Origin of the sequence: Pseudomonas sp. FP1762 (genome assembly GCF_030687105.1) — a bacterium.
Taxonomy (GTDB): domain Bacteria; phylum Pseudomonadota; class Gammaproteobacteria; order Pseudomonadales; family Pseudomonadaceae; genus Aquipseudomonas; species Aquipseudomonas siliginis.
In genome coordinates, this window is the sequence record NZ_CP117458.1 from 1,778,435 (window position 1) to 1,799,628 (window position 21,194).

At 61.4% G+C, this 21,194-nt stretch carries 23 protein-coding genes and 1 riboswitch; of the genes, 18 read left to right on the plus strand and 5 right to left on the minus strand.

All coding sequences use genetic code 11. The annotated features are described in order from the left end of the window. Positions 1 to 26: 26 nt before the first annotated feature. The 4 genes from PSH90_RS07850 (at position 27) to PSH90_RS07865 (ending at position 3,572) form a co-directional block, all read left to right on the plus strand. Positions 27 to 1,100, plus strand: a complete 1,074-nt coding sequence (locus tag PSH90_RS07850) for an AI-2E family transporter (RefSeq protein ID WP_095180755.1) — start codon at positions 27 to 29, stop codon at positions 1,098 to 1,100. Positions 1,101 to 1,306: 206 nt separating this feature from the next. Beyond that, the gene (gene hda / locus PSH90_RS07855; RefSeq protein ID WP_007919828.1) at positions 1,307 to 2,011 is read left to right on the plus strand and encodes a DnaA regulatory inactivator Hda; all 705 of its coding nucleotides are present in this window, start codon (positions 1,307 to 1,309) and stop codon (positions 2,009 to 2,011) included. A gap of 191 nt (positions 2,012 to 2,202) precedes the next feature. Continuing rightward, a complete protein-coding gene (locus tag PSH90_RS07860; protein WP_016773699.1) occupies positions 2,203 to 2,820 on the plus strand; it encodes a C40 family peptidase in 618 nt (205 codons plus the stop codon). A 215-nt stretch (positions 2,821 to 3,035) separates the two neighbouring features. Next, positions 3,036 to 3,572, plus strand: a complete 537-nt coding sequence (locus PSH90_RS07865; protein WP_041479547.1) for a C40 family peptidase — start codon at positions 3,036 to 3,038, stop codon at positions 3,570 to 3,572. A 126-nt stretch (positions 3,573 to 3,698) separates the two neighbouring features. On the opposite strand, the gene PSH90_RS07870 is transcribed toward PSH90_RS07865, so the two are convergent. Together PSH90_RS07870 and PSH90_RS07875 are read right to left on the minus strand one after the other, a co-directional pair. Continuing rightward, positions 3,699 to 5,012, minus strand: coding sequence for a sorbosone dehydrogenase family protein (locus PSH90_RS07870; RefSeq protein WP_305382473.1), 1,314 nt, complete (start codon positions 5,010 to 5,012; stop codon positions 3,699 to 3,701). A gap of 66 nt (positions 5,013 to 5,078) precedes the next feature. After that, positions 5,079 to 5,663 (minus strand): hypothetical protein, encoded by a 585-nt coding sequence (locus PSH90_RS07875; RefSeq protein WP_305382474.1) that lies wholly within the window; start codon positions 5,661 to 5,663, stop codon positions 5,079 to 5,081. A 162-nt stretch (positions 5,664 to 5,825) separates the two neighbouring features. Beyond that, positions 5,826 to 6,056: riboswitch (cobalamin riboswitch) on the plus strand. An 82-nt stretch (positions 6,057 to 6,138) separates the two neighbouring features. On the opposite strand from PSH90_RS07875, the gene cobO reads away from it, so the two are divergent. The 14 genes from cobO (at position 6,139) to PSH90_RS07945 (ending at position 17,696) form a co-directional block, all read left to right on the plus strand. After that, positions 6,139 to 6,750 (plus strand): cob(I)yrinic acid a,c-diamide adenosyltransferase, encoded by a 612-nt coding sequence (cobO, locus tag PSH90_RS07880; RefSeq protein ID WP_150636720.1) that lies wholly within the window; start codon positions 6,139 to 6,141, stop codon positions 6,748 to 6,750. Beyond that, on the plus strand, positions 6,747 to 8,147 hold the full coding sequence (locus PSH90_RS07885; RefSeq protein ID WP_305382475.1) for a cobyrinate a,c-diamide synthase: 1,401 nt from the start codon (positions 6,747 to 6,749) through the stop codon (positions 8,145 to 8,147). Before cobO ends, PSH90_RS07885 begins: the two co-directional genes overlap by 4 nt. Further along, complete coding sequence (gene bluB, locus PSH90_RS07890; protein ID WP_024012169.1) at positions 8,144 to 8,794, plus strand: 5,6-dimethylbenzimidazole synthase; 651 nt, start codon at positions 8,144 to 8,146, stop codon at positions 8,792 to 8,794. Before PSH90_RS07885 ends, bluB begins: the two co-directional genes overlap by 4 nt. Further along, entirely contained in the window at positions 8,791 to 9,699 is a 909-nt protein-coding gene (gene cbiB, locus PSH90_RS07895; RefSeq protein WP_041479543.1) for an adenosylcobinamide-phosphate synthase CbiB, read from the plus strand. Before bluB ends, cbiB begins: the two co-directional genes overlap by 4 nt. After that, complete coding sequence (gene cobD, locus PSH90_RS07900) at positions 9,692 to 10,684, plus strand: threonine-phosphate decarboxylase CobD (protein ID WP_150636724.1); 993 nt, start codon at positions 9,692 to 9,694, stop codon at positions 10,682 to 10,684. The genes cbiB and cobD overlap by 8 nt, the downstream gene beginning before the upstream one ends. Continuing rightward, positions 10,681 to 12,132, plus strand: coding sequence for a cobyric acid synthase (locus tag PSH90_RS07905; protein WP_252879678.1), 1,452 nt, complete (start codon positions 10,681 to 10,683; stop codon positions 12,130 to 12,132). The genes cobD and PSH90_RS07905 overlap by 4 nt, the downstream gene beginning before the upstream one ends. Positions 12,133 to 12,252: 120 nt before the next feature. Next, the gene (cobU, locus tag PSH90_RS07910; RefSeq protein WP_150741322.1) at positions 12,253 to 12,774 is read left to right on the plus strand and encodes a bifunctional adenosylcobinamide kinase/adenosylcobinamide-phosphate guanylyltransferase; all 522 of its coding nucleotides are present in this window, start codon (positions 12,253 to 12,255) and stop codon (positions 12,772 to 12,774) included. Continuing rightward, positions 12,771 to 13,826, plus strand: a complete 1,056-nt coding sequence (gene cobT / locus PSH90_RS07915) for a nicotinate-nucleotide--dimethylbenzimidazole phosphoribosyltransferase (RefSeq protein WP_305382476.1) — start codon at positions 12,771 to 12,773, stop codon at positions 13,824 to 13,826. Before cobU ends, cobT begins: the two co-directional genes overlap by 4 nt. Next, the gene (gene cobC / locus PSH90_RS07920; protein ID WP_150741323.1) at positions 13,823 to 14,398 is read left to right on the plus strand and encodes an alpha-ribazole phosphatase family protein; all 576 of its coding nucleotides are present in this window, start codon (positions 13,823 to 13,825) and stop codon (positions 14,396 to 14,398) included. Before cobT ends, cobC begins: the two co-directional genes overlap by 4 nt. 1 nt (position 14,399) lies before the next feature. Next, a complete protein-coding gene (locus PSH90_RS07925) occupies positions 14,400 to 15,122 on the plus strand; it encodes an adenosylcobinamide-GDP ribazoletransferase (protein ID WP_305382477.1) in 723 nt (240 codons plus the stop codon). A 174-nt stretch (positions 15,123 to 15,296) separates the two neighbouring features. After that, positions 15,297 to 15,701: a MarR family winged helix-turn-helix transcriptional regulator gene (locus tag PSH90_RS07930; protein WP_305382479.1), complete on the plus strand. Its 405-nt coding sequence runs from the start codon at positions 15,297 to 15,299 to the stop codon at positions 15,699 to 15,701. A gap of 52 nt (positions 15,702 to 15,753) precedes the next feature. After that, positions 15,754 to 16,962, plus strand: a complete 1,209-nt coding sequence (locus PSH90_RS07935) for an MFS transporter (protein WP_305382480.1) — start codon at positions 15,754 to 15,756, stop codon at positions 16,960 to 16,962. Beyond that, the gene (locus tag PSH90_RS07940) at positions 16,959 to 17,081 is read left to right on the plus strand and encodes a hypothetical protein (protein ID WP_256584315.1); all 123 of its coding nucleotides are present in this window, start codon (positions 16,959 to 16,961) and stop codon (positions 17,079 to 17,081) included. The genes PSH90_RS07935 and PSH90_RS07940 overlap by 4 nt, the downstream gene beginning before the upstream one ends. A gap of 54 nt (positions 17,082 to 17,135) precedes the next feature. Continuing rightward, the gene (locus PSH90_RS07945) at positions 17,136 to 17,696 is read left to right on the plus strand and encodes a glutathione peroxidase (RefSeq protein ID WP_041479535.1); all 561 of its coding nucleotides are present in this window, start codon (positions 17,136 to 17,138) and stop codon (positions 17,694 to 17,696) included. Between the two features lie 208 nt (positions 17,697 to 17,904). Here the strand turns inward: PSH90_RS07945 and PSH90_RS07950 are convergent, their stop codons facing one another. From PSH90_RS07950 to PSH90_RS07960, 3 genes are all read right to left on the minus strand, one after another. After that, the gene (locus tag PSH90_RS07950; RefSeq protein WP_056783953.1) at positions 17,905 to 19,176 is read right to left on the minus strand and encodes an OmpP1/FadL family transporter; all 1,272 of its coding nucleotides are present in this window, start codon (positions 19,174 to 19,176) and stop codon (positions 17,905 to 17,907) included. Between the two features lie 146 nt (positions 19,177 to 19,322). Beyond that, positions 19,323 to 19,805, minus strand: a complete 483-nt coding sequence (locus PSH90_RS07955) for a hypothetical protein (protein ID WP_024012180.1) — start codon at positions 19,803 to 19,805, stop codon at positions 19,323 to 19,325. A gap of 271 nt (positions 19,806 to 20,076) precedes the next feature. Then, on the minus strand, positions 20,077 to 20,301 hold the full coding sequence (locus tag PSH90_RS07960) for a hypothetical protein (RefSeq protein WP_016773719.1): 225 nt from the start codon (positions 20,299 to 20,301) through the stop codon (positions 20,077 to 20,079). Positions 20,302 to 21,194: the final 893 nt, after the last annotated feature.

The window sequence follows — 21,194 nt, forward strand, 5'->3', positions numbered from 1 at the left end:
TTATATAGAAGCATCAGGAGTGGTAAATGGCCGATACGCGGCGTTGGTTCTGGCTCGGTGGGGTAGTCCTGCTTTGCGCGTTTGTATGGTTGCTGCATCCGATCCTCACGCCGTTTCTGGTCGCGTTGTTGCTGGCTTATCTGTTCGATCCGCTGGTGGATCGTCTGGAGCGGCTCGGGCTGTCGCGAACCTGGGGCGTGATTGCCGTGTTTGCCTTGTTCACCTTGATCGTCACGGCGTTGATGCTGGTGCTGGTACCGATGCTCGCCAAGCAGTTGCTGCGTCTGTACGAGCTGGCGCCGCAGATGCTCGACTGGTTGCAGCACACCGCTGTGCCGTGGGCGCAAGCGAAGCTTGGTTTGTCGGACGGCTTCTGGAAGTTCGATAAAGTCAAAGCCGCGATCAGCGAGCACATGGGCCAGACCACCGACATCGTCGGTGTGGTGCTGAGTCAGGCGACGGCCTCGAGCCTGGCGCTGATCGGCTGGCTGGCAAACCTGGTGCTGATTCCGGTGGTGAGCTTCTATCTGCTGCGCGACTGGGACGTGATGATGGGCAAGATCCGCAGCCTGCTCCCACGTGATCGCGAAGAGCGCGTGGTTGCGCTGGCGGGCGAGTGCCACGAAGTGCTCGGCGCGTTCGTGCGCGGGCAGTTGCTGGTGATGGTTGCGTTGGGGGTGATTTATGCCGCCGGCCTGATGATCGTCGGTCTGGAACTGGGGCTGTTGATCGGCCTGATTGCCGGGCTCGCGGCGATTGTGCCGTACATGGGTTTTGTCATCGGCATCGGTGCGGCATTGATCGCCGGATTGTTCCAGTTCGGGGGCGATCTGTACCCGATGGTCGGGATCGTCGCAGTGTTCATGGTCGGTCAGGCACTGGAAGGCATGGTGCTGACGCCGCTGCTGGTCGGGGACCGCATCGGCTTGCACCCGGTGGCGGTGATCTTCGCGATCCTCGCGGGTGGCGAGCTGTTCGGTTTTACCGGCGTGCTGCTGGCGTTGCCAGTGGCGGCGGTGATCATGGTGCTGGTGCGTCATGTCCACGACTTGTATAAGGACTCCGGGATCTACAGCGGCGTTGACGAACCTGAGCTGTGATGGCGCGGGCGGCCCGGCGCTTGGCCGGGCTGCCGCGTTTCGTTCGAGCGAGGGCGCCAGAGAATCTGTCATCAAACCGCTGCGTCAACGCAAACCTTTGATTTTGCTTGGGGTCTGTCGCATTGTGCGCTCAGCCTCACGGGTATAAACTTCGCCAACTTTACACAGAGGCCACTAACGGTTCCTTTGAGAACTGTTCAGTCAGCATGAAACCGATTCAGCTGCCCCTAGGTGTGCGTCTGCGTGACGACGCCACCTTCATCAACTACTACCCAGGCGCCAATGCCGCTGCACTCGGCTATGTCGAGCGTCTTTGCGAAGCCGACGCCGGGTGGACGGAGAGCCTGATCTACCTGTGGGGCAAACACGGCGTCGGGCGCACGCATCTGTTGCAGGCCGCGTGCCTGCGCTTCGAGCAGATGGGCGAACCGGCGGTGTATCTGCCGCTGGCCGAGTTGATGGACCGCGGCGTGGAAATCCTCGACAACCTTGAGCAGTACGAACTGGTCTGTCTGGATGACTTGCAGGTGATTGCCGGCAAGGCCGACTGGGAAGAGGCGATGTTTCATCTGTTCAATCGTCTGCGTGACAGCGGCCGGCGCCTGCTGATCGCCGCGTCCACTTCGCCGCGCGAATTGCCAGTGAAGCTGGCCGACCTGAAATCGCGCCTGACCCTGGCGCTGATCTTCCAGATGCGCCCACTCTCCGATGAAGACAAATTGCGTGCGCTGCAATTGCGCGCATCCCGTCGCGGTCTGCACCTGACCGATGAAGTCGGGCACTTCATTCTCACTCGCGGCACACGCAGCATGAGCGCGCTGTTCGATCTTCTCGAGCAGCTTGATCAGGCGTCCCTGCAAGCGCAACGCAAGCTGACCATTCCCTTCCTCAAGGAAACTCTTGGCTGGTAGTAGTGGGCTTTTGCCAGCTTTCAGGCGCCAGAAAACCCGCGTCCCTGCGCCGATTCACCGGCCAGACGAGTTACGCGCTTAGATGTAAACGCGAAACCGGGAAGTCACATAAAGTTCGATTGAATTTGCAAATGAGGACGATAGCGGGCATAGTCTCGGCTTCTTTACAACTATCAGCCACGGTCGTGCCCATGCTAAAGCGCTTCGCACCCCTCGTGCCTCTCGCACTCGTTACCCTGTTATTCGGTTGTGCTGCTCATTCTCCGGTTCAAGAGCCGCCGCAACAGGTCAAGAATTCTGCTACCGCCCAGTCTTCCGTTATTTACCAGGAAGAGCTGGACACCGAAAAAGAACTCAACCAGTTCAACGGCAGCAAGCCTTATCAGCTTCCTGTACTGGCTGACAGCATCCTCGAACGCGGTATGTCCCTGATTGGGACCCGTTACCGTTTCGGCGGTACTTCTGAAGCCGGTTTCGATTGCAGCGGTTTCATCGGTTACCTGTTCCGTGAAGAGGCGGGCATGAACCTGCCGCGCTCCACTCGCGAAATGATCAACGTTGATGCGCCGCTGGTTTCGCGCAGCAACCTTGAGCCGGGTGATCTTCTGTTCTTCGCCACCAATGGTCGTCGCGGTCGTGTCAGTCACGCCGGCATCTACTTGGGTGACAACCAGTTCATTCACTCCAGCAGTCGTCGCAGCGGCGGTGTTCGCATCGACAGCCTGGGTGACAGCTACTGGAGCAAGACTTTCATCGAAGCCAAGCGTGCACTCGCCATGGCGCCAACCGTGGTCACCGCTCGCAAGTAAGCGCGATGTCGCTGCGTTCGCGGCGACAAAACGGCACGGCAACGGAGTAGACCTAAACTTTACAAGGTGAAGTTAAAGTCTTACTTGAAGTTTGTCGCGTAGCCGCTAGAATCCTGAATCTATATTGATGGCAAACCGCCTGCGTGATGACGCAGGCGGTTTTGTTTCTGTCCATTCGGCAGAGAAAGCCGCAGCCAGATCAGGATGTTCTGCTTATGACGATGTCGGCCCGCCTCACCTTGATCCTTTGCGCCGCGCTGCTCAGCGCCTGCGCCAGCCGCACACCGCCGCCAGCCCCCGTGGTTCGCGCGCCGATCGTGTTCGCTCCCTCCCAGGCTTTTTCCCCCGTTGCTGAAGACGTGTTGTTCCGTGCCCTCGGCCTGGTCGGTACGCCGTATCGCTGGGGCGGCAACACGCCAGATTCCGGTTTCGATTGCAGTGGTCTGATCGGTTTCGTCTACCGCGACGCGGCGGGCATTTCGCTGCCACGCTCGACCCGCGAAATGATCGTCATGCAGGCGCCGAATGTCGGCAAGGAAGGCTTGCAGACCGGCGACCTGATTTTCTTCGCCACCAATGGCGGCTCGCAGGTCAGTCATGCGGGGATTTACGTCGGCGAGGGGCGCTTCGTACATGCGCCGGCCACGGGCGGCACGGTCAAGCTCGATAGCCTGTCGAAGGCGTATTGGCAGAAGGCGTATCTGAGCGCCAAGCGGGTGTTGCAGCCGGGGCAGCTGGCGCATAACCCCTAGTGCGTATGCATAACTAAATGTGGGAGCGAGCCTGCTCGCGAAGGCGGAGTGTCAGTCGACAATGATTTGACTGATACACCGCTTCGCGAGCAGGCTCGCTCCCACTTTTTTTGCGTTGCGCTTAGCTTAATTGCTGGCCGAAACGCGCCAAATTTTGTTCCCGACATCATCCGCCACCAGCAAGCTACCTTGCTGATCGATGACCACGCCAACTGGGCGGCCCAGCGCGTTCTCGTCCTTGTCGAGGAAACCGGTCAGCACATCCACCGGCTGCCCGGTCGGCTTGCCGCCAGTAAACGGCACGAAAATCACCTTGTAGCCACTGTGCGGTTTGCGGTTCCACGAGCCGTGCTGGCCAATGAATGCGCCTTCCTTGAATTGCGCCGGCAAGCGGTTGCCATCGGCGAAGGTCAGGCCCAGCGAAGCGGTGTGCGGACCGACCGCGTAATCCGGAGCGATGGCCTTGGCCACCAGATCAGGATTCTGCGGTTTGACCCGCACATCGACGTGCTGGCCGTAGTAGCTGAACGGCCAGCCATAGAAGCCGCCGTCCTTGACCGAGGTGATGTAGTCCGGCACCAGATCGCTGCCGATTTCGTCACGCTCGTTGACTGCTGTCCACAATGCGCCGCTGGTAGGTTCCCAGGCGAGGCCGTTGGGGTTGCGGATACCCGAGGCGAAGATCCGGTGATTGCCGGTCGCACGATCCACTTCCCAGATCGCCGCGCGGCCTTCTTCCTGATCCAGGCCGTTTTCGCCGACGTTACTGTTCGAGCCGACGGTGACGTAGAGCTTGTTGCCGTCCTTGCTGGCGATGACGTTTTTGGTCCAGTGGTGATTCAGCGTGCCGCCGGGCAAGTCGACGACTTTGATCGGTTGGGTCTTGATCTCGGTGGCGCCCGGCTCGTAGTTGAAGCGCAGCAGGCGGTCGGTGTCGGCAACGTACAAATCGTTGCCGACCAGCGTCATGCCAAACGGCGAATTGAGGTTCTGCAGGAACACCGTGCGGGTTTCTGCGACGCCGTCGTGGTCGGCATCACGCAGCAGGGTGATGCGGTTCGGGCTGGGCACGCCGGCGCCGGCCTTGCCCATGACTTTCTTCATCACCCAGCCACGAATGCCTTTGCTGTCATCGGGCTTGGGCGGCGCATTGGTCTCCGCCACCAGCACATCGCCGTTGGGCAGCACGTAGAGCCAGCGCGGGTGATCAAGGCCTTCGGCAAACGCGGCGACCTGGGTGCCGGCCGCTGCGGTCGGTTTCGCGCCGTCCGGCCAGCCCACCGCCGGGGCGATGTTGACTGTCGGGATCAGCGTCTTGTTCGGTTCGGGCAGTTTCGGTGACGGGCCGGTGCCGTCGGAGACTTGCAGGCTGGAGGTTTCACCGCAGGCGGCGAGCCCGCCAGCGACGGCGATGATAAGAGCGAGTTGGGCCTTGCGCATTGCTGATCTTCCCTATGAATGCATTCCTAAACATAGAGGAGGGCGCAGGCCCGATGGTTCAACTGCTCAACCGCGGGCTTCCTTGAACAGCATGGCGATGCCCGGATGATAGTTGCCCGCGTCGCTGTGCAATTTGCGATAGGCGTAGGGGAAATACCAGGCCAGGGCGCAGGTGTGTTCCTTTTGCAGGTCGTCGACCATGTCCTGCAATTCTTCGGGGCTGGCGCTGTGCTGAGGTTTTTGCGGAGCAACAAAGAGGCAGCCGAGCTTGAGATCGCTGGCGTAACTGATGCGCTTGGCATCAGCGGTGACGTCGAGCAGTGCCTGGGTCAGGTTGAGGTTGTTGACCCGTGGCCAGCGTTGCGTGGCCTGAATGAACGCGCGGTCTTCGGCGCCGGCAATCAGCAGGTCGGCGCGAGCATTGCGTTCGCCTTCTTCGTTCTGTTTGCGCGTGGCCGTGTCGTTCAGCGTGACCATTTCAGCCATCCACGCCGCTGCCGCGAGCAGGCCGAGATTGGCTTTCTCGTCGTGCCAGTACGGCGTGTCGTTGTCGCCGCGTACAGTGTTGTAGCGATCGATACAGTCAAACCAGCGTTCCAGCACCGGGCGCAGAAATTCCAGGCGCGGGTTGCTGATGATCATGCCTTGCATCGTCGTCATCCTTATTGTTGTAGTGGGCTTTTCGGGAAAAGCATGGCTCTTTGATATCACTTGTCGCAGTCTGGCACAAGATTGCCGCTGCACAATGGATCAGCGGCAGTTATTCGCGCGCAAAGCGCCTCTTCAATTGACGCTCCACCCCCAACCCTCTAACCTTCGCCGCTTGTTTCAGGTGCTCTGTGGCCCCGCGTCGACAGAGTGAAACAGGGAAGCCGGTGAGGGTGGTCTTCAAGCGAAGCCACGACGATCCCGGCGCTGCCCCCGCAACGGTAAATGAGTGAAAACTGCGCCTTGAGCCACTGCCTCGAAAGAAGCGGGAAGGCGCGCAGTCCGGCGAAACGCCGCTCATGAGCCCGGAGACCGGCCTGATCCATCTCAGCGGCATCACGGTGGGCGATGCCAGGCTTTTTGCCGTCTATTCTTGTGCCTGCCCGCCGTTATCCAGCCTCAACGGAGAGCTCCCCCCATGACTGATTCCCCCGAGCGTGACGAACGCCATCTGGCGCGCATGCAGCGCAAGAAGGCCGTGATCGACGAACGCATCGCCAGCTCGCCCGACGAATGTGGCCTGGTGCTGGTGCTGACCGGCAATGGCAAAGGCAAGAGCAGCTCGGCGTTCGGCATGCTCGCCCGCGCGATGGGCCACGGCATGCAGTGCGGCGTGGTGCAGTTCATCAAGGGCCGCAACAGCACTGGCGAGGAATTGTTTTTCCGCCGCTTCCCCGAGCAGGTGCGTTTCCACGTCATGGGCGAAGGCTTCACCTGGGAAACCCAGGATCGTCAGCGCGACATCGCCGCTGCGACCGCCGCTTGGGAAGTCTCGCGTGAATTGTTGCGCGACCCTTCGATCGGTCTGGTGGTGCTCGATGAATTGAACATCGCCCTCAAGCACGGCTACCTCGATCTCGATCAGGTGCTCAGCGATTTGCAAGCGCGCCCGCCGATGCAGCACGTGGTGGTCACCGGTCGCGGCGCCAAGCCGGAAATGATCGAGATGGGCGACACGGTTACCGAGATGGGCATGCTCAAGCACGCCTTCCAGGCCGGGATCAAAGCGCAGAAAGGCGTCGAACTTTGAAGCCACCACGTCACTGCCCCGCGGTGTTGATCGCCGCGCCGGCCTCCGGTCAGGGCAAGACCACCGTCACCGCCGCACTCGCCCGTTTGCATCGCAATCAGGGGCGCAAGGTGCGCGTGTTCAAATGCGGCCCGGACTTTCTCGACCCGATGATCCTCGAGCGCGCCAGCGGTGCGCCGGTGTATCAACTGGACATGTGGATGGTCGGCGAGCAGGAAAGTCGCCGGCTGTTGTGGGAAGCCGCCGCCGAAGCCGACCTGATTCTGATTGAAGGGGTGATGGGCCTTTTCGACGGCACGCCATCCAGCGCTGATCTGGCGCGCCACTTCGGTGTGCCGGTGCTCGGCGTGATCGACGGCACCGCCATGGCGCAGACCTTTGGCGCCTTGGCGCTGGGCCTGGCGAAGTATCAGCCGGACTTGCCGTTCGCTGGCGTGCTGGCCAACCGCGTCGGCACCTTGCGCCATGCGCAATTACTCGAAGGCAGCCTCACCGAAGGTCTGCGCTGGTACGGTGCGCTGTCCCGCGAAACCGGTATCGAATTGCCGAGCCGCCACCTCGGCCTGGTTCAGGCCAGCGAATTGAATGATCTGGATCTGCGCCTCGACGCGGCCGCCGATGCGCTGGCCAGCAGTTGCGAGGTCGCGCTGCCACCCGCCGTAGAATTCGCCGCGCCTGAGATCATCGCCGCCGAGCCTCTATTAAAAGGTGTGCGCATCGCCGTTGCCCGCGATGAAGCCTTTGCCTTCACCTATGGCGCCAGTCTCGATCTGCTGCGGGCGATGGGCGCCGAATTGCGCTTCTTCTCGCCGATCCGCGACACGCAATTGCCCGAGGCGGACAGCCTGTATCTACCGGGCGGCTATCCAGAGTTGCATCACGTCGCGCTGGCGCAAAACGCCTCGATGCTGGCGGCGATCCGCGCGCACCATACGGCGGGCAAGCCCTTGCTCGCCGAATGTGGCGGCATGCTTTACCTGCTTGATTCGCTGACTGACGTGGAAGGCACCCGTGCTGAGCTGGTCGGTTTGCTCAAGGGCGAGGCGGTGATGCAGAAGCGTCTGGCGGCGCTGGCGTTGCAGGCGGTTGAATTGCCGGAAGGGGAGTTGCGTGGGCATACCTATCATCATTCCCTGACCACCACAGCGCTGACGCCGATTGCCCGTGGGCTGAGTCCCAATGGCGGGCGCGGCGCTGAGGCGGTTTATCGCGAGGGGCGGATGACGGCGTCGTACGTGCACTTTTATTTCCCATCGAATCCGACTGCGATTGCGGCATTGTTTGCGCCAGACAGTGAGGCCGGCTTCGCGAGCAAGCTCGCTCCCACAGTGAATGGTGAGCTTCCTGAAGAAATGCGATCTCCTGTGGGAGCTGGCTTGCCAGCGATGGGGCCATGACCGACAACACATTCTCCGAAGCCGAGCGCGCAGCGGTCTACAAGGCAATCGCCGAGCGCCGCGACATGCGCCACTTCACCGGCGGCAGCGTCGAGCCGCAACTGCTGCGTCGTCTGCTCGAAGCCGCTCATCAAGCGCCGAGCGTCGGTCTGATGCAGCCCTGGCGCTTCATCCGCATCAGCGATCGTGCTCTGCGCGGGCAGATCCGCGATCTGGTGGAAGAAGAGCGCATCCGCACTGCCGAAGCCCTTGGCGAGCGCAGCGATGAGTTCATGCAGCTCAAGGTCGAAGGCATCAACGATTGCGCCGAAGTGCTGGTCGCAGCGCTGATGGACGATCGCGAAAAACACATCTTCGGTCGGCGCACGTTGCCGGAAATGGACATGGCCTCGCTGTCCTGCGCGATCCAGAATCTGTGGCTGGCCTCCCGTGCCGAAGGCCTGGGCATGGGCTGGGTTTCGTTGTTCGAACCGCAAGCCTTGGCGGATTTGCTCAAATTGCCGGCCGGTGCGAAACCGCTGGCGGTGTTGTGTCTCGGCCCGGTCAAGGAATTCTATCCGGCGCCGATGCTGGTACTTGAAGGCTGGGCGCAGGCGCGGCCGCTCAACGAGTTGCTGTACGAAAATTATTGGGGAGTGAGTCAATGAGTGTGGCGTTGCTGAGTGTCGCCGCAGTAGCGCTGGATGCGCTGCTCGGTGAACCGAAACGCTGGCATCCGCTGGTGGCGTTCGGCAATTTTGCCGGGCGCATCGAGCAACGCTTCAACGCCGGCGGCCGGGGCTGGCGCAGCCACGGTGTGACCGCGTGGGTGCTCGCGGTGCTGCCGCTGACCTTGCTCGCCACAGCATTTTCCTGGGCGCCCTATGTGGGCTGGATTGTCGAGATTCTCGCGCTGTATTGCGCCCTCGGCATGCGCAGCCTCGGCGAACATGTCGCACCGGTCGCGGCTGCGTTGCGCGCCGATGATCTGGACGAGGCGCGCAAGCGTGTCGGTTATCTGGTCAGCCGCCAGACCGATGAACTCGACAGCACTGCCGTGGCCCGTGCCGCGACTGAGTCGGTGCTGGAGAACGGCAGCGATGCGGTGTTCGCTGCGCTGTTCTGGTTTGTCGTCGCCGGCGCCCCGGGCGTGGTTCTGTATCGCTTGAGCAATACCCTCGATGCGATGTGGGGTTATCGCAACGAACGCTTCGAACGTTTCGGCTGGGCGGCGGCGAAAATCGACGACGTGTTGAACTACATTCCTGCGCGTCTGGTGGCATTGACCTACGCGCTGCTCGGCAAAACCCGCCTCGCGCTGAAGTGCTGGCGCACCCAGGCGCCGCAGTGGGACAGCCCTAACGCCGGCCCGGTGATGGCGGCCGGTGCCGGTGCGCTCGGCGTCGAGTTGGGTGGACCGGCGATCTATCACGGCGAACTGCATGAGCGCCCACAACTGGGCGAAGGTGCGCCGGCGGATGCCGATTCCATTGACCGTGGCTGGCAATTGGTCCAGCGCGGCGTATGGTTGTGGCTGCTGATGCTTTGCCTGGGGGCGGAATTTTATGCTTGAGCACGGTGGCCGGCTGCGCAAGGCTGCACTCGATTACGGGATTGCCGAGGCCGACTGGCTTGACCTGTCCAGCGGCCTCGCGCCATGGCCGTTCCCGATCCCGGAGATCCCGCTACGCGCCTGGGCGCGCTTGCCGGAAACCGATGACGGACTGGAACAGGCCGCCTGCGATTATTACGGCGCCGCGCAGGTGCTACCGGTCGCCGGCTCGCAAATGGCTATCCAGTTGCTGCCGCGTCTGCGCCGGGCCGGCAAGGTCGGCGTGTTGTCGCCGTGCTATGCCGAGCATGCCGAAGCCTGGCGGCGCAGCGGTTACATCGTCCGTGAAGTGCTCGAGCAGGAAGTCGAGTTCTTTCTCGACAGTCTCGATGTGCTGGTGGTAGTCAATCCGAACAATCCGACCGGCCTCAGCCTGACCCCGGCACGCCTGCTCGACTGGCATGCGCGGCTGGCGCAACGCGGCGGCTGGCTGGTGGTCGACGAAGCATTCATGGACAACACACCGCAACTGAGCCTGGCGCCCTATGCGCATCAGGTCGGGCTGGTGGTGTTGCGTTCGTTCGGCAAGTTTTTCGGTCTGGCCGGGGTGCGCCTCGGTTTCGTTCTGGCTGAGCGCAAGTTGCTCAAACTGCTCGCCGAACAGGTCGGGCCGTGGGCGGTGAGCGGGCCGACGCGGGTACTCGGTACGGCGTGCCTGCAAGACACCGAGGGTCACACCCGTCAGCGGATTCGTAGCGATGAAGCGAGCGAACGGCTGGCGGCGCTGCTGACCCGTTGCGGTTTTGCACCGCAGGGTGGCTGCGCGCTGTTTCAGTGGCTGATCACCGAGCACGCCGAAGCGCTGCACGAATTCCTCGCCCGGCGCGGCATCCTCCTGCGCCTGTTCAGCCACAACAGCAGCGTGCGTTTCGGCCTGCCAGCCGATGCCGCGCAAGAGCTGCGTCTCGAACAGGCTTTGCAAGCATTCGCCAAGGACCACCCATGACCACTCTGATGGTGCAAGGCACCACGTCCGATGCCGGCAAAAGCACATTGGTGACCGCGTTGTGCCGCTGGGCCACTCGCCAGGGCGTGGCGGTGGTGCCGTTCAAACCGCAGAACATGGCGCTCAACAGCGCAGTCACCGCTGACGGCGGCGAGATCGGCCGCGCGCAGGCAGTGCAGGCGCAAGCGGCCGGTCTTGAACCGCACACAGACATGAACCCGGTGCTGCTCAAGCCCAACAGCGACACCGGCGCGCAAGTGATCATTCATGGCCGCGCGGTGACGACGATGAACGCCGTCGCCTATCACGATTACAAGGCCATCGCGATGCAAGCGGTGCTCGCCTCGCACGAGCGACTCAGCGCTGCGTACTCGTTGGTAATGGTCGAAGGCGCCGGTTCGCCGGCGGAGATCAATCTGCGCGCCGGCGACATTGCCAACATGGGCTTTGCCGAAGCGGTGGATTGCCCGGTGCTGCTGATCGCCGACATCAATCGCGGCGGCGTGTTTGCGCATTTGGTCGGCACGCTGGAATTGCTTTCACCGAGCGAGCAGGCGCGGGTCAAAGGCTTCATCATCAACCGCTTTCGTGGCGATATCGCCTTGTTGCAACCGGGCCTCGACTGGCTGGAACAGCGCACCGGCAAACCGGTGGTCGGCGTCCTGCCCTACGTGATGGACCTGCACCTTGAAGCCGAGGACGGCATCGACCAACGCCAGACCGACAAGGCCGAACAGGTCTTGAAAGTGGTGGTGCCGGTGCTGCCGCGCATCAGCAATCACACCGATTTCGACCCGCTGCGTCTGCATCCGCAGGTGGATCTGCAATTTGTCGGCCCGGGGCAGGCGATTCCCGCCGCCGACCTGATCATCCTGCCGGGCTCGAAAAGCGTGCGCAGTGATCTGGCTTATCTGCGCGCCAACGGCTGGGACGCTGCGATCAATCGGCATCTGCGCTACGGCGGCAAGGTGCTGGGGATTTGCGGCGGTCTGCAGATGCTCGGTGAGCAAGTACACGATCCGCTTGGGCTGGAAGGCGCTGCCGGCTCCAGCGCCGGTCTGGGGCTGCTGGCGTTCGAAACGCAACTCGAAGCCGAGAAGCAATTGCGCAACGTGCGCGGGCGGCTGGCGTTGGAAAGCGCCGCAGTCAGCGGTTACGAAATACACGCTGGCGTAACCAGCGGGCCGGCGCTGGAGAATCCGGCGGTACATTTGGACGACGGTCGTTGCGATGGTGCGCAAAGTGCCGATGGTCAGGTGTTTGGCACCTATCTGCACGGCTTGTTCGAATCCCCCGAGGCGAGCGCGGCGTTGCTGCGCTGGGCCGGGTTGAGTGATGTGCAGGAAGTCGATTACCACGGCTTGCGCGAACGCGACATCGAACGGCTGGCAGATCTGGTGGAGAAGCATCTGGATACCGGGCTGTTGCGTCAGCTCTGCGGGATTTGAGTTGTCTGGACTGGCCTCTTCGCGAGCAGGCTCGCTCCCACAGGGAGACGCGATCAACGGTGGGAGCGATCCTGCTCGCGAAGGGGCCGGTTGTCTCACCACACATTTTTGGATGAACCCATGCTCCAACTGATCCTCGGCGGCGCCCGCTCCGGCAAGAGTCGTCTGGCGGAAAAACTCGCCAGCGACAGCCATCTGGCGGTCACCTACATCGCCACCAGCCAACCGCTCGACGGCGAAATGAACCAGCGCGTCGCCCATCACCGCGCGCGCCGCCCGGTCGAATGGGCGTTGATCGAAGAGCCACTGGAACTGGCCCGCGTGCTGCGCGAATCCGCTGGCGCCGAGCGCTGCCTGCTGGTCGATTGCCTGACCCTGTGGCTGACCAATCTGCTCATGCTCGACGACGCCGAACGTCTCGCCGCCGAGCGTGAAGCGCTGCTCGACTGCCTGGCGTCGTTGCCGGGTGAAATCATTTTTGTCAGCAACGAGACCGGAATGGGTGTCGTGCCGCTGGGCGAATTGACTCGCCGCTATGTCGATGAAGCCGGTTGGCTGCATCAAGCTCTGGCCGAGCGCTGTCAGCGAGTTGTCCTGACCGTCGCCGGCCTGCCCCTGACTTTGAAAGGATCTGCGTTATGAGCCCGACCTGGTGGCTGAACCCGTGCAAAACCGTGAACTCGGACATCATCGCGCAAGCGACCGAGCGCCAGCAGCAACTGACCAAACCGGCCGGTTCGCTGGGGCGCCTTGAATCGGTGGCCGTGCAACTGGCCGGTCTGCAAGGTCAGCTCAAGCCAACGCTGGAACAAGTCTGGATCGCGATTTTCGCTGGCGACCATGGCGTGGTAGCCGAAGGCGTATCGGCTTATCCGCAGGAAGTCACCGGGCAGATGCTGCTCAACTTTGTCAGCGGCGGCGCGGCGATCAGCGTGCTGGCGCGTCAGCTCGGTGCGCAACTGGAAGTGGTCGATCTGGGCACGGTGAATCCGACGCTGAATTTGCCCGGCGTGCGCCATCTGAACATCGGCGCGGGAACGGCGAACTTCGCTCAGGGCGCAGCGATGACTCAGGCACAGGGCGAATCGGCCTTGCAGGCCGGTCGCGACAGCGTCTTGCGCGCGAAAGCCGCCGGCACCCAGTTGTTCATCGGCGGCGAGATGGGCATCGGCAATACCACGGCGGCCAGTGCGCTGGCCTGTGCCTTGCTCGATTGCCCGGTGGCGCACCTGACCGGCCCCGGTACCGGGCTGAATGCCGCTGGCGTCAGCCACAAGGCGCAAGTCATCGAACGCGCGCTGGCGCTGCATGCCGCACAGCGTGGCGATGCCTTGCAGACGTTGTTCAATCTTGGCGGTTTCGAGATTGCCGCGTTGGTCGGCGCCTATCTGGCCTGCGCGCAGGAAGGCATTGCGGTGCTGGTTGACGGCTTTATCTGCACGGTCGCCGCGCTGGTCGCGGTGCGCTTGAATCCGGCCTGTCGCCAGTGGCTGTTGTTCGGCCATCGCGGTGCCGAGCCGGGCCATCGTCATGTGCTGGAAACCTTGAGCGCCGAACCGTTGCTGGAACTCGACCTGCGCTTGGGCGAGGGCAGTGGCGCAGCGTTGGCGGTGCCGTTGTTGTGTCTGGCCTGTGACCTGCACGGGCAAATGGCGACGTTCGCCGAAGCAGCCGTGGCGGATCGCCCGGCATGAGTCTGCGCCTGGATCTGCTGCGCCACGGCGAAACGGAACTCGGCGGCGGCTTGCGCGGCAGCCTCGACGATGCGCTGACCGCAAACGGCTGGACGCAGATGCGTGCAGCGGTGGTCGACGGCGGGCCGTGGGATCGAATTGTCAGTTCGCCATTGCAGCGCTGCGCGCGCTTCGCCGCTGAACTCGGCGAGCAATTGAACCTGTCCGTGCATCTGGACAAGGATCTGCAAGAGCTGCATTTCGGCGCGTGGGAAGGGCAGAGCGCGGCGGCGTTGATGGAAACGGATGCTGAAGCGCTGGGGCTGTTCTGGGCTGATCCCTATGGCTTCACGCCACCGCAGGGCGAGCCGGTCAGCGCGTTTTCCGCGCGGGTGTTGGCGGCGGTCGCGCGGTTGCAGGCGGCTTACGCCGGCGAACGGATTCTGCTGGTCAGCCACGGCGGCGTGATGCGCTTGTTGCTCGCGCAGGCACGTGGTCTGCCGCGCGAACAGTTGCTCAATGTCGAAGTCGGCCACGGCGCGCTGTTTGCGCTGACGGTCGAGGCTGACGGCGCGCTCAAGGAAGGTCACTGAGATGTTGCCGCTGTGGATCGCCTTGCAGTTTCTCAGCAGCCTGCCGATTCGCCTGCCGGGCATGCCCGAGCCGCAACAGCTTGGCCGTTCGCTGCTGTTTTATCCGCTGGTGGGATTGCTGTTCGGGTTGATCCTCTACGCCTCGAATCTACTGCTTGGCGGCACACCAATGTTGCTCCATGCGGCGCTGTTGTTGACCGTGTGGGTATTGCTCAGCGGCGCGCTGCATCTCGATGGCTTGGCGGACAGCGCCGATGCCTGGCTCGGCGGTTTTGGTGATCGTGAACGTACGCTGACGATCATGAAAGATCCGCGCAGCGGGCCGAGCGCGGTGGTCACGCTGGTGCTGGTGTTGTTGCTGAAATTCGCCGCGCTGCTGGCGCTGATCGAGCAAGGGCATACCCTGGCGCTGATCATCGTCCCGGTGCTCGGGCGAGCGGCGCTGTTGGGGTTGTTTCTGACTACGCCGTATGTGCGTGCGGGTGGATTGGGTCAGGCACTGGCCGATCATCTGCCGCGTAAAGTGGGGTGGTGGGTGCTGGGGTTGAGTGCCTTGGGCTGCGTGTTGATCGCTGGCTTCGGTGCGGTGCTGATTTCGCTGGTTGGGTTTGTCTGGCTGCGGCGGCTGATGATGCAGCGGCTGGGCGGGACTACCGGGGACACGGCGGGGGCGTTGCTGGAATTGCTGGAGATGGGGGTGTTGGTGGGGCTCGCTTTGGTCTGAAAGATTTGCGTAGATGATGCCGGCCCCTTCGCGAGCAGGCTCGCTCCCACTTTCGAAATGCAATCCCCTGTGGGAGCGAGCCTGCTCGCGAAGGGGCCTCACCGGCAACAATGATGTTCAGAGTAAACTCATCTGTAACTTGATTTAACACACTCGCGGGTATATACACGCATCATGCTTCCTTCTCAGTGTTTGTGCACCAACCTGCGTCGCGCCGCGCGTGGCGTCAGCAGGCATTACGACGGCGCTCTCGATGGCTTCGGGATCAACGTTGCCCAGTATTCTCTGCTGTGCAATCTGCAGCGGCTGGAGCAACCGAGCATTTCCGAACTGGCTGAGGCCATGGGCCTGGATCGCAGCACGCTCGGACGCAATCTACGTGTGCTGGAGGGCGAAGGTCTGGTGGCGCTGGCCGAAGGCGAGGACATGCGCAACCGCATCGTGCGCCTCACTGAAAACGGCGTGCAGCGCCTGGCAGCGGCATTGCCGGCGTGGGAAGCGGCGCAACAGCGGCTGATCGACCGTCTCGGTGCCGAGAAGCGCGAAACCTTGCTCAAACTGCTCGACGAACTGGCCTGACGGCGGTTTTTTCGCGCTCAAGCGGGTATATACCCGCGACTGGAGAATAACAATGACATCGATGTGGCGTACGTGCGGTTGGGTGTTGCTGGGGAGTGCGCTGATCCTGGCGTTGTCATTGGGCGTGCGCCACGGTTTCGGTCTGTTCCTGTCGCCGATGAGCGCGCAGTTCGGCTGGGGTCGCGAAGTGTTTGCCTTCGCCATAGCCCTGCAAAACCTGATCTGGGGCCTGGCGCAGCCGTTCACCGGCGCGCTGGCCGACCGCTTCGGTGCGGCGAAAGTGGTGCTGGTCGGTGGGATCCTCTACGCGGCGGGCCTGGTGTGCATGGGCCTGTCTGATTCGGCGGTGACTCTGTCACTCAGTGCCGGTCTGCTGATCGGTATCGGTCTTTCGGGCACTTCGTTTTCGGTCATTCTTGGTGTTGTGGGTCGCGCTGTGCCGCCAGAGAAACGCAGCATGGGCATGGGTATCGCCAGCGCCGCCGGTTCGTTCGGCCAGTTCGCGATGTTGCCGGGCACGCTGGGCCTGATCGGCTGGCTCGGCTGGTCGGCCGCGCTGTTGGTGCTGGGCCTGCTGGTGGCGATGATCGTGCCGCTGGTGAGCATGTTAAAAGACAAGCCACTGCCGGTTCTCGGCCACGAACAAACCCTCTCCGAAGCGCTGCGTGAAGCCTGCTCGCATTCGGGATTCTGGCTGCTGGCGTTCGGCTTTTTTGTCTGCGGGTTTCAAGTGGTGTTCATTGGCGTGCACTTGCCAGCGTATCTGGTCGATCAGCATCTGCCCGCCAGTGTCGGCACTACGGTGCTGGCGTTGATCGGACTGTTCAATATCTTCGGCACTTACACCGCTGGTTGGCTCGGTGGCCGCATGTCCAAACCGCGTCTGCTGATGGCGTTGTATCTGCTGCGCGCGGTGGTGATCGCGCTGTTCCTGTGGTTGCCGGTGACGACCACCACAGCGTATCTGTTCGGCATGGCCATGGGCTTTCTGTGGCTGTCGACGGTGCCGTTGACCAACGGTACGGTGGCAACCTTGTTCGGCGTGCGCAATTTGTCCATGCTCGGTGGCATCGTCTTTCTGTTCCATCAGCTTGGCTCATTCCTTGGCGGCTGGCTGGGCGGGGTGGTGTATGACCAAACCGGAAGTTATGACTTGATCTGGCAAGTGGCGGTTCTCTTGAGCCTGCTCGCGGCGGCGTTGAACTGGCCGGTGCGCGAGCGTCCGGTGGCGCGCCTGCAAGCTGCGGCGAGCGCAGCATGAGCCGGATCTGCGCGCGATTCGCGCTGACCGCACTGGCTGCAGCGCTGTTGGCGCTGGTGTGGTGGGGCTGGCAACGCGGCGGTCTGGCGCTGATGCAGTTGGGCATGAGCATTTGCTAGATGGCAGCGTGGCGAGTAACGTCGAAGCCTGATGACTGCCCAAGGAAATTCAACATGTTGATGCGCTGGTGTGCTGTTCCCGCGTTGCTGATGGCGTTGACTGGCCTGGCCCAGGCCGCCGACTGTCCTGAGCTGCTGCAAGGCTCGCTGCCCAAGCTGCGCGCCAAGGAATCCATCGATCTGTGCAAGCAGTACGCCGACAAGCCGCTGGTGGTGGTCAATACCGCCAGCTTCTGCGGTTTCGCGCCGCAGTTCGAAGGGCTTGAGGCGCTCAACAAGCGCTATAAGGATCAGGGGCTGGAAATGCTTGGCGTGCCGTCGAATGACTTCAAGCAGGAGTCCAAGGACAGCGCGGAAACCGCCAAGGTCTGCTACGCCAACTATGGCGTGACCTTCAACATGACCGAGCCGCAGAAGGTCCGCGGCGATGACGCCACGCATCTGTTTCAGGTGCTGGCCGCGCAGAGCAATGCGCCGAAGTGGAATTTCTACAAGTACGTGGTCGACCGGCAGGGCAAGGTCGTGGCGAGTTTTTCCAGCTTGACCAAGCCGGATGATCCCGAGTTTATTGCCGCGATCGAAAAGGCAATTGCATCCAAACCGCTGAAGCCCTGATTAACGCTGTTCTCTGTGGGAGCGAGCCTGCTCGCGAAGCGGTGTGTCAGCCAGCAAATCTACATCTGACATACCGCCTTCGAGCAGGCTCGCTCCCACAATTGTAATTTTGTCGTTCCAGTGAAAAGTTGCAGGCATGAAAAAGCCCCGCCTCTGCGAAGAGAGCGGGGCTTTTTCGTGGGCGAGGGGTTAGCCTCGCCACGGTGCATCAGAAGCGGTATGTCGCGCCGACACCGAAGCCGTTTGCCGAGTTTTCATACTTGGCATCGTAAGTCTGGCCACGCGCGTTTTCGTTGCGGATGTTGACCGACTCTTCTTTGAGGTACGAGTACGCGACGTCGATGGTCAGGTCGTCGGTCGGGCTCCAGCCGGCACCGATACTGAAGATGGTACGGTCGCCAGTCGGGATACGCGGCGAGCGGTCTTCGTTATTGGTTGGCGACTGGTCGAAGGTCAGACCGGTACGCAGGACCCATTCCTTGTTCAACTGGTACGAGGTACCCACGGCATAGGCCCAGGAGTCATGCCAGTTCTGGTCTTCGTTGATCGAACCGAACTGACCGGCCAGCAGAGGCTGCACGCCGGAGTTCTTCACGGTGATCTTGTCCAGTTGGCTCCAGCGGGTCCAGGTGGTACCGGCGTAGACGTTCCAGCGATCGTTGATCGCCTGGGTGACCGACAGGTCCACGGATTCCGGCGTGGTGATCTTCAACGAAGCGTCGTACTTCTGGTTGGCGCCAACGCCCACCAGCGCCAGAGCGTTGTAGTTGACCTTGGTGTCGCCTTCGAGCTTGTAGTCGACCTTGGAGTGATAGGTCAGGCCGACACGGGTGGTGTCGGTGGCCTGGACCAGCAAGCCGACGTTGTAGCCCAGCGCGGTGTCGTCACCCTTGATCTTGACCTTGCCGTCCGGCAGTGCCTGGGTGATCGACAGGTTGGATTCCAGCGAGCCGTCGATGCGGTTGATGGTCGGGCCGAAACCGATCGACACCTTGTCGTTGAAGGCGTAGCTGACGGTTGGCTGGAAGGTGATGACTTGTACTTCCGACTTGCTGCCGAAGTAACGACCGGCGAAGCCGTTTTCGTAATCCGTGATCAGACCGAACGGTACGTACACACCGAGGCCGAATGCCCAGTGATCATCGATCGGTTTTACATAGAAGCCCATCGGTACGGCAGTGAGGGGCACCATGTCGCCCTTGTTGCTGCCGCCATTAGGGCTGGAGCTGGTATCGCTGATATCGGTATGCGCGTCGACCAGGGCGACGCCGCCGGTGACTTGTTCGCGCTTGATGCGCGCCATGCCGGCCGGGTTGCCATAAACAGTGCTTGCGTCGTCGGCAGAAGAAGATCGCCCGGCAAAACCAGTCCCCATCCCACTGATGCTTTGTTCGTTGAGGGCAAAACCTGCCGCGAAGATTTGTGTGGAGGCAAGGGTAACGGCGAGGCTAAGGGTGGTTTTGAGCATGACTTTTTTCATTATTAGAACTCCTGGTGATCACCGGGGCGAAAATTACCAACATTTTCGTCCCAGCGCTATAGCTTGTAAGCCTTGAGTTAGAGCGGTTTTGTAGGACAATCCGACCAAAATGGCGACTTGTTGCGAGAACTTGTGAAACCGCCCGGTCAGCAAGCGACCTGATTCAACGGTGAAACACAGGTTTGCCAGGCATAGGTGAAGTCGCGCAAACGGCCTTGCGGTTGAAAGGTCTGGCGCCAGATGCGCGCCATGCCGAGCAGATCGGTCGGAGCGGGGAGGGTGGGGTTCTGTTCTTCCACCAGCAGCCAGGCGATGGCCGTGGCGTAACGCAGGTTGACGGTCAGTTCCAGGTGCGGGCCGCTGAGGAATGCATGCTGACTGGCGAGGCCGCGCACCAGGCTGGCGCGCTCCGGATCGAGCGCCAGATAATCATCCCAGAGCGCCTGATGGCGATGCTCGGCAATCCGGTATAGGCCGTGGCCACGGCGGTCATGCAGGGCAGAGCCGAGGGCGGATTGGCTGGCAGCGATACCCAACAGCAGGGATTCGGCGGTTGCGCAGTGGCGTCCCAGATAGATCAATGTGGGACGGATCACATAGCGGCACAGTTCGCTGGCAGCGATACCCATAACACCCTCGGTTCTTGTTGTTGAGGGCGAGTCCTGAAGGGGCTTTGGCAGCAGTGGATCGAATCAGGCTCGCCGCAAGCGGGTCAAGCCGCTTGAGTTGAAGTGTAGTGTCATATTCAGCGTGTAAAGGACTGTTTTTAAAATATTTCCGCCATCGCATCCCGGGCGTTAGATCGGAACATGCTTAGAGGCGTTGCGCTAAAAGTGAAATATCAGGCAATAAAAAGCCCCGCTTTTCAGCAGGGCTTTGCTTTTGCAGCCTGTCCGGCTTTCAGGCAACCAGTGCCTGACGGGTACGCTCGATCACGGCCTGCAGCGGTTCGGCGCTGGAGTATTGATCGGGGTACAGACGCTCGCTGTGACGAGCGATACCGTGTTCATTGACTACGGTGAAGCTGAAGCAGCCTTTGCGAGCGGCCATGATCAGGCAGTTCATTGGAGCAAAAGCGTTGGTTAGGGTGCGAATGGCATCCTGAGTCTGGATTTGAGTAGACATAGTTATTAGGTGTTCCTACAAATGACACGGATAAGAACCGTGCAACGTTAAAACGTTCCAGTAACGTTGATCACCATTGATCGAACGAAGAACCCGACTGGAACAAAGCAGCCAGTTTGAAGCGCTGATAAGTGAGCGCGCTTGGGCTGGCAGGTAGGTACTTAGGAGGACAGGCATCACAGCGAGGGCAAAGGTTCTGGGCCCGGGGTGAAGATCCTGATCAATTTGCAGGTTGGTTCGGTCAGAGTAAGTGTTCTTCGCAACGCCCTTTGCTTTCGTTCAAAGGCAGCGTCGTCGCAAAAGTTACCTGGAAACCATCGAGGGGTCGTTCCCGCTTTTTTCGGCAGTGTCTTCCTGTTGGAAGTTGACCGTGGGAGATGTTCGACCGGAATTGACTTTCAGCTTGGTACTAACGCCGCGGATAGTAACGGATCCGTTCGGGCGAAGCAAACCCCACGTCAAAAAAACTTCACAGGGAATGGTCGGGTCGCACCGTCCGTCGGCGTGCATGCTTTTCGCAGAGCCTTTCGGTCGCTCGTAGCTGCGCAAAATGACCCGAAAAAGCGCACGCATATAACCGGCTCACAGGTACTTGTGCACATTAGTTGCGCAGAGCGTAACGCAACTGTCACATCGATCCTGACTCCAGTCACTGCCTGTATCAAAAGTTTAAGTCAATGAAAAATATCGTCTTTTTTTGTTGGTGAAAAAATCGTCAGTTTGACTGCGAGCCCCATTCCATAAGGCTTTGCGAGGATCACAGAGCGGTTGTCCACTGACTTATCCACAGCTTCTGTGGATTGTCCCTAGCGCTTGCTCTAGGACGGGCGTGCCGGGTTTTTTTCGACTTTACCTGTAAGAAAAAGAGAGTAAAGTGGCGCGCCTTCCGATCT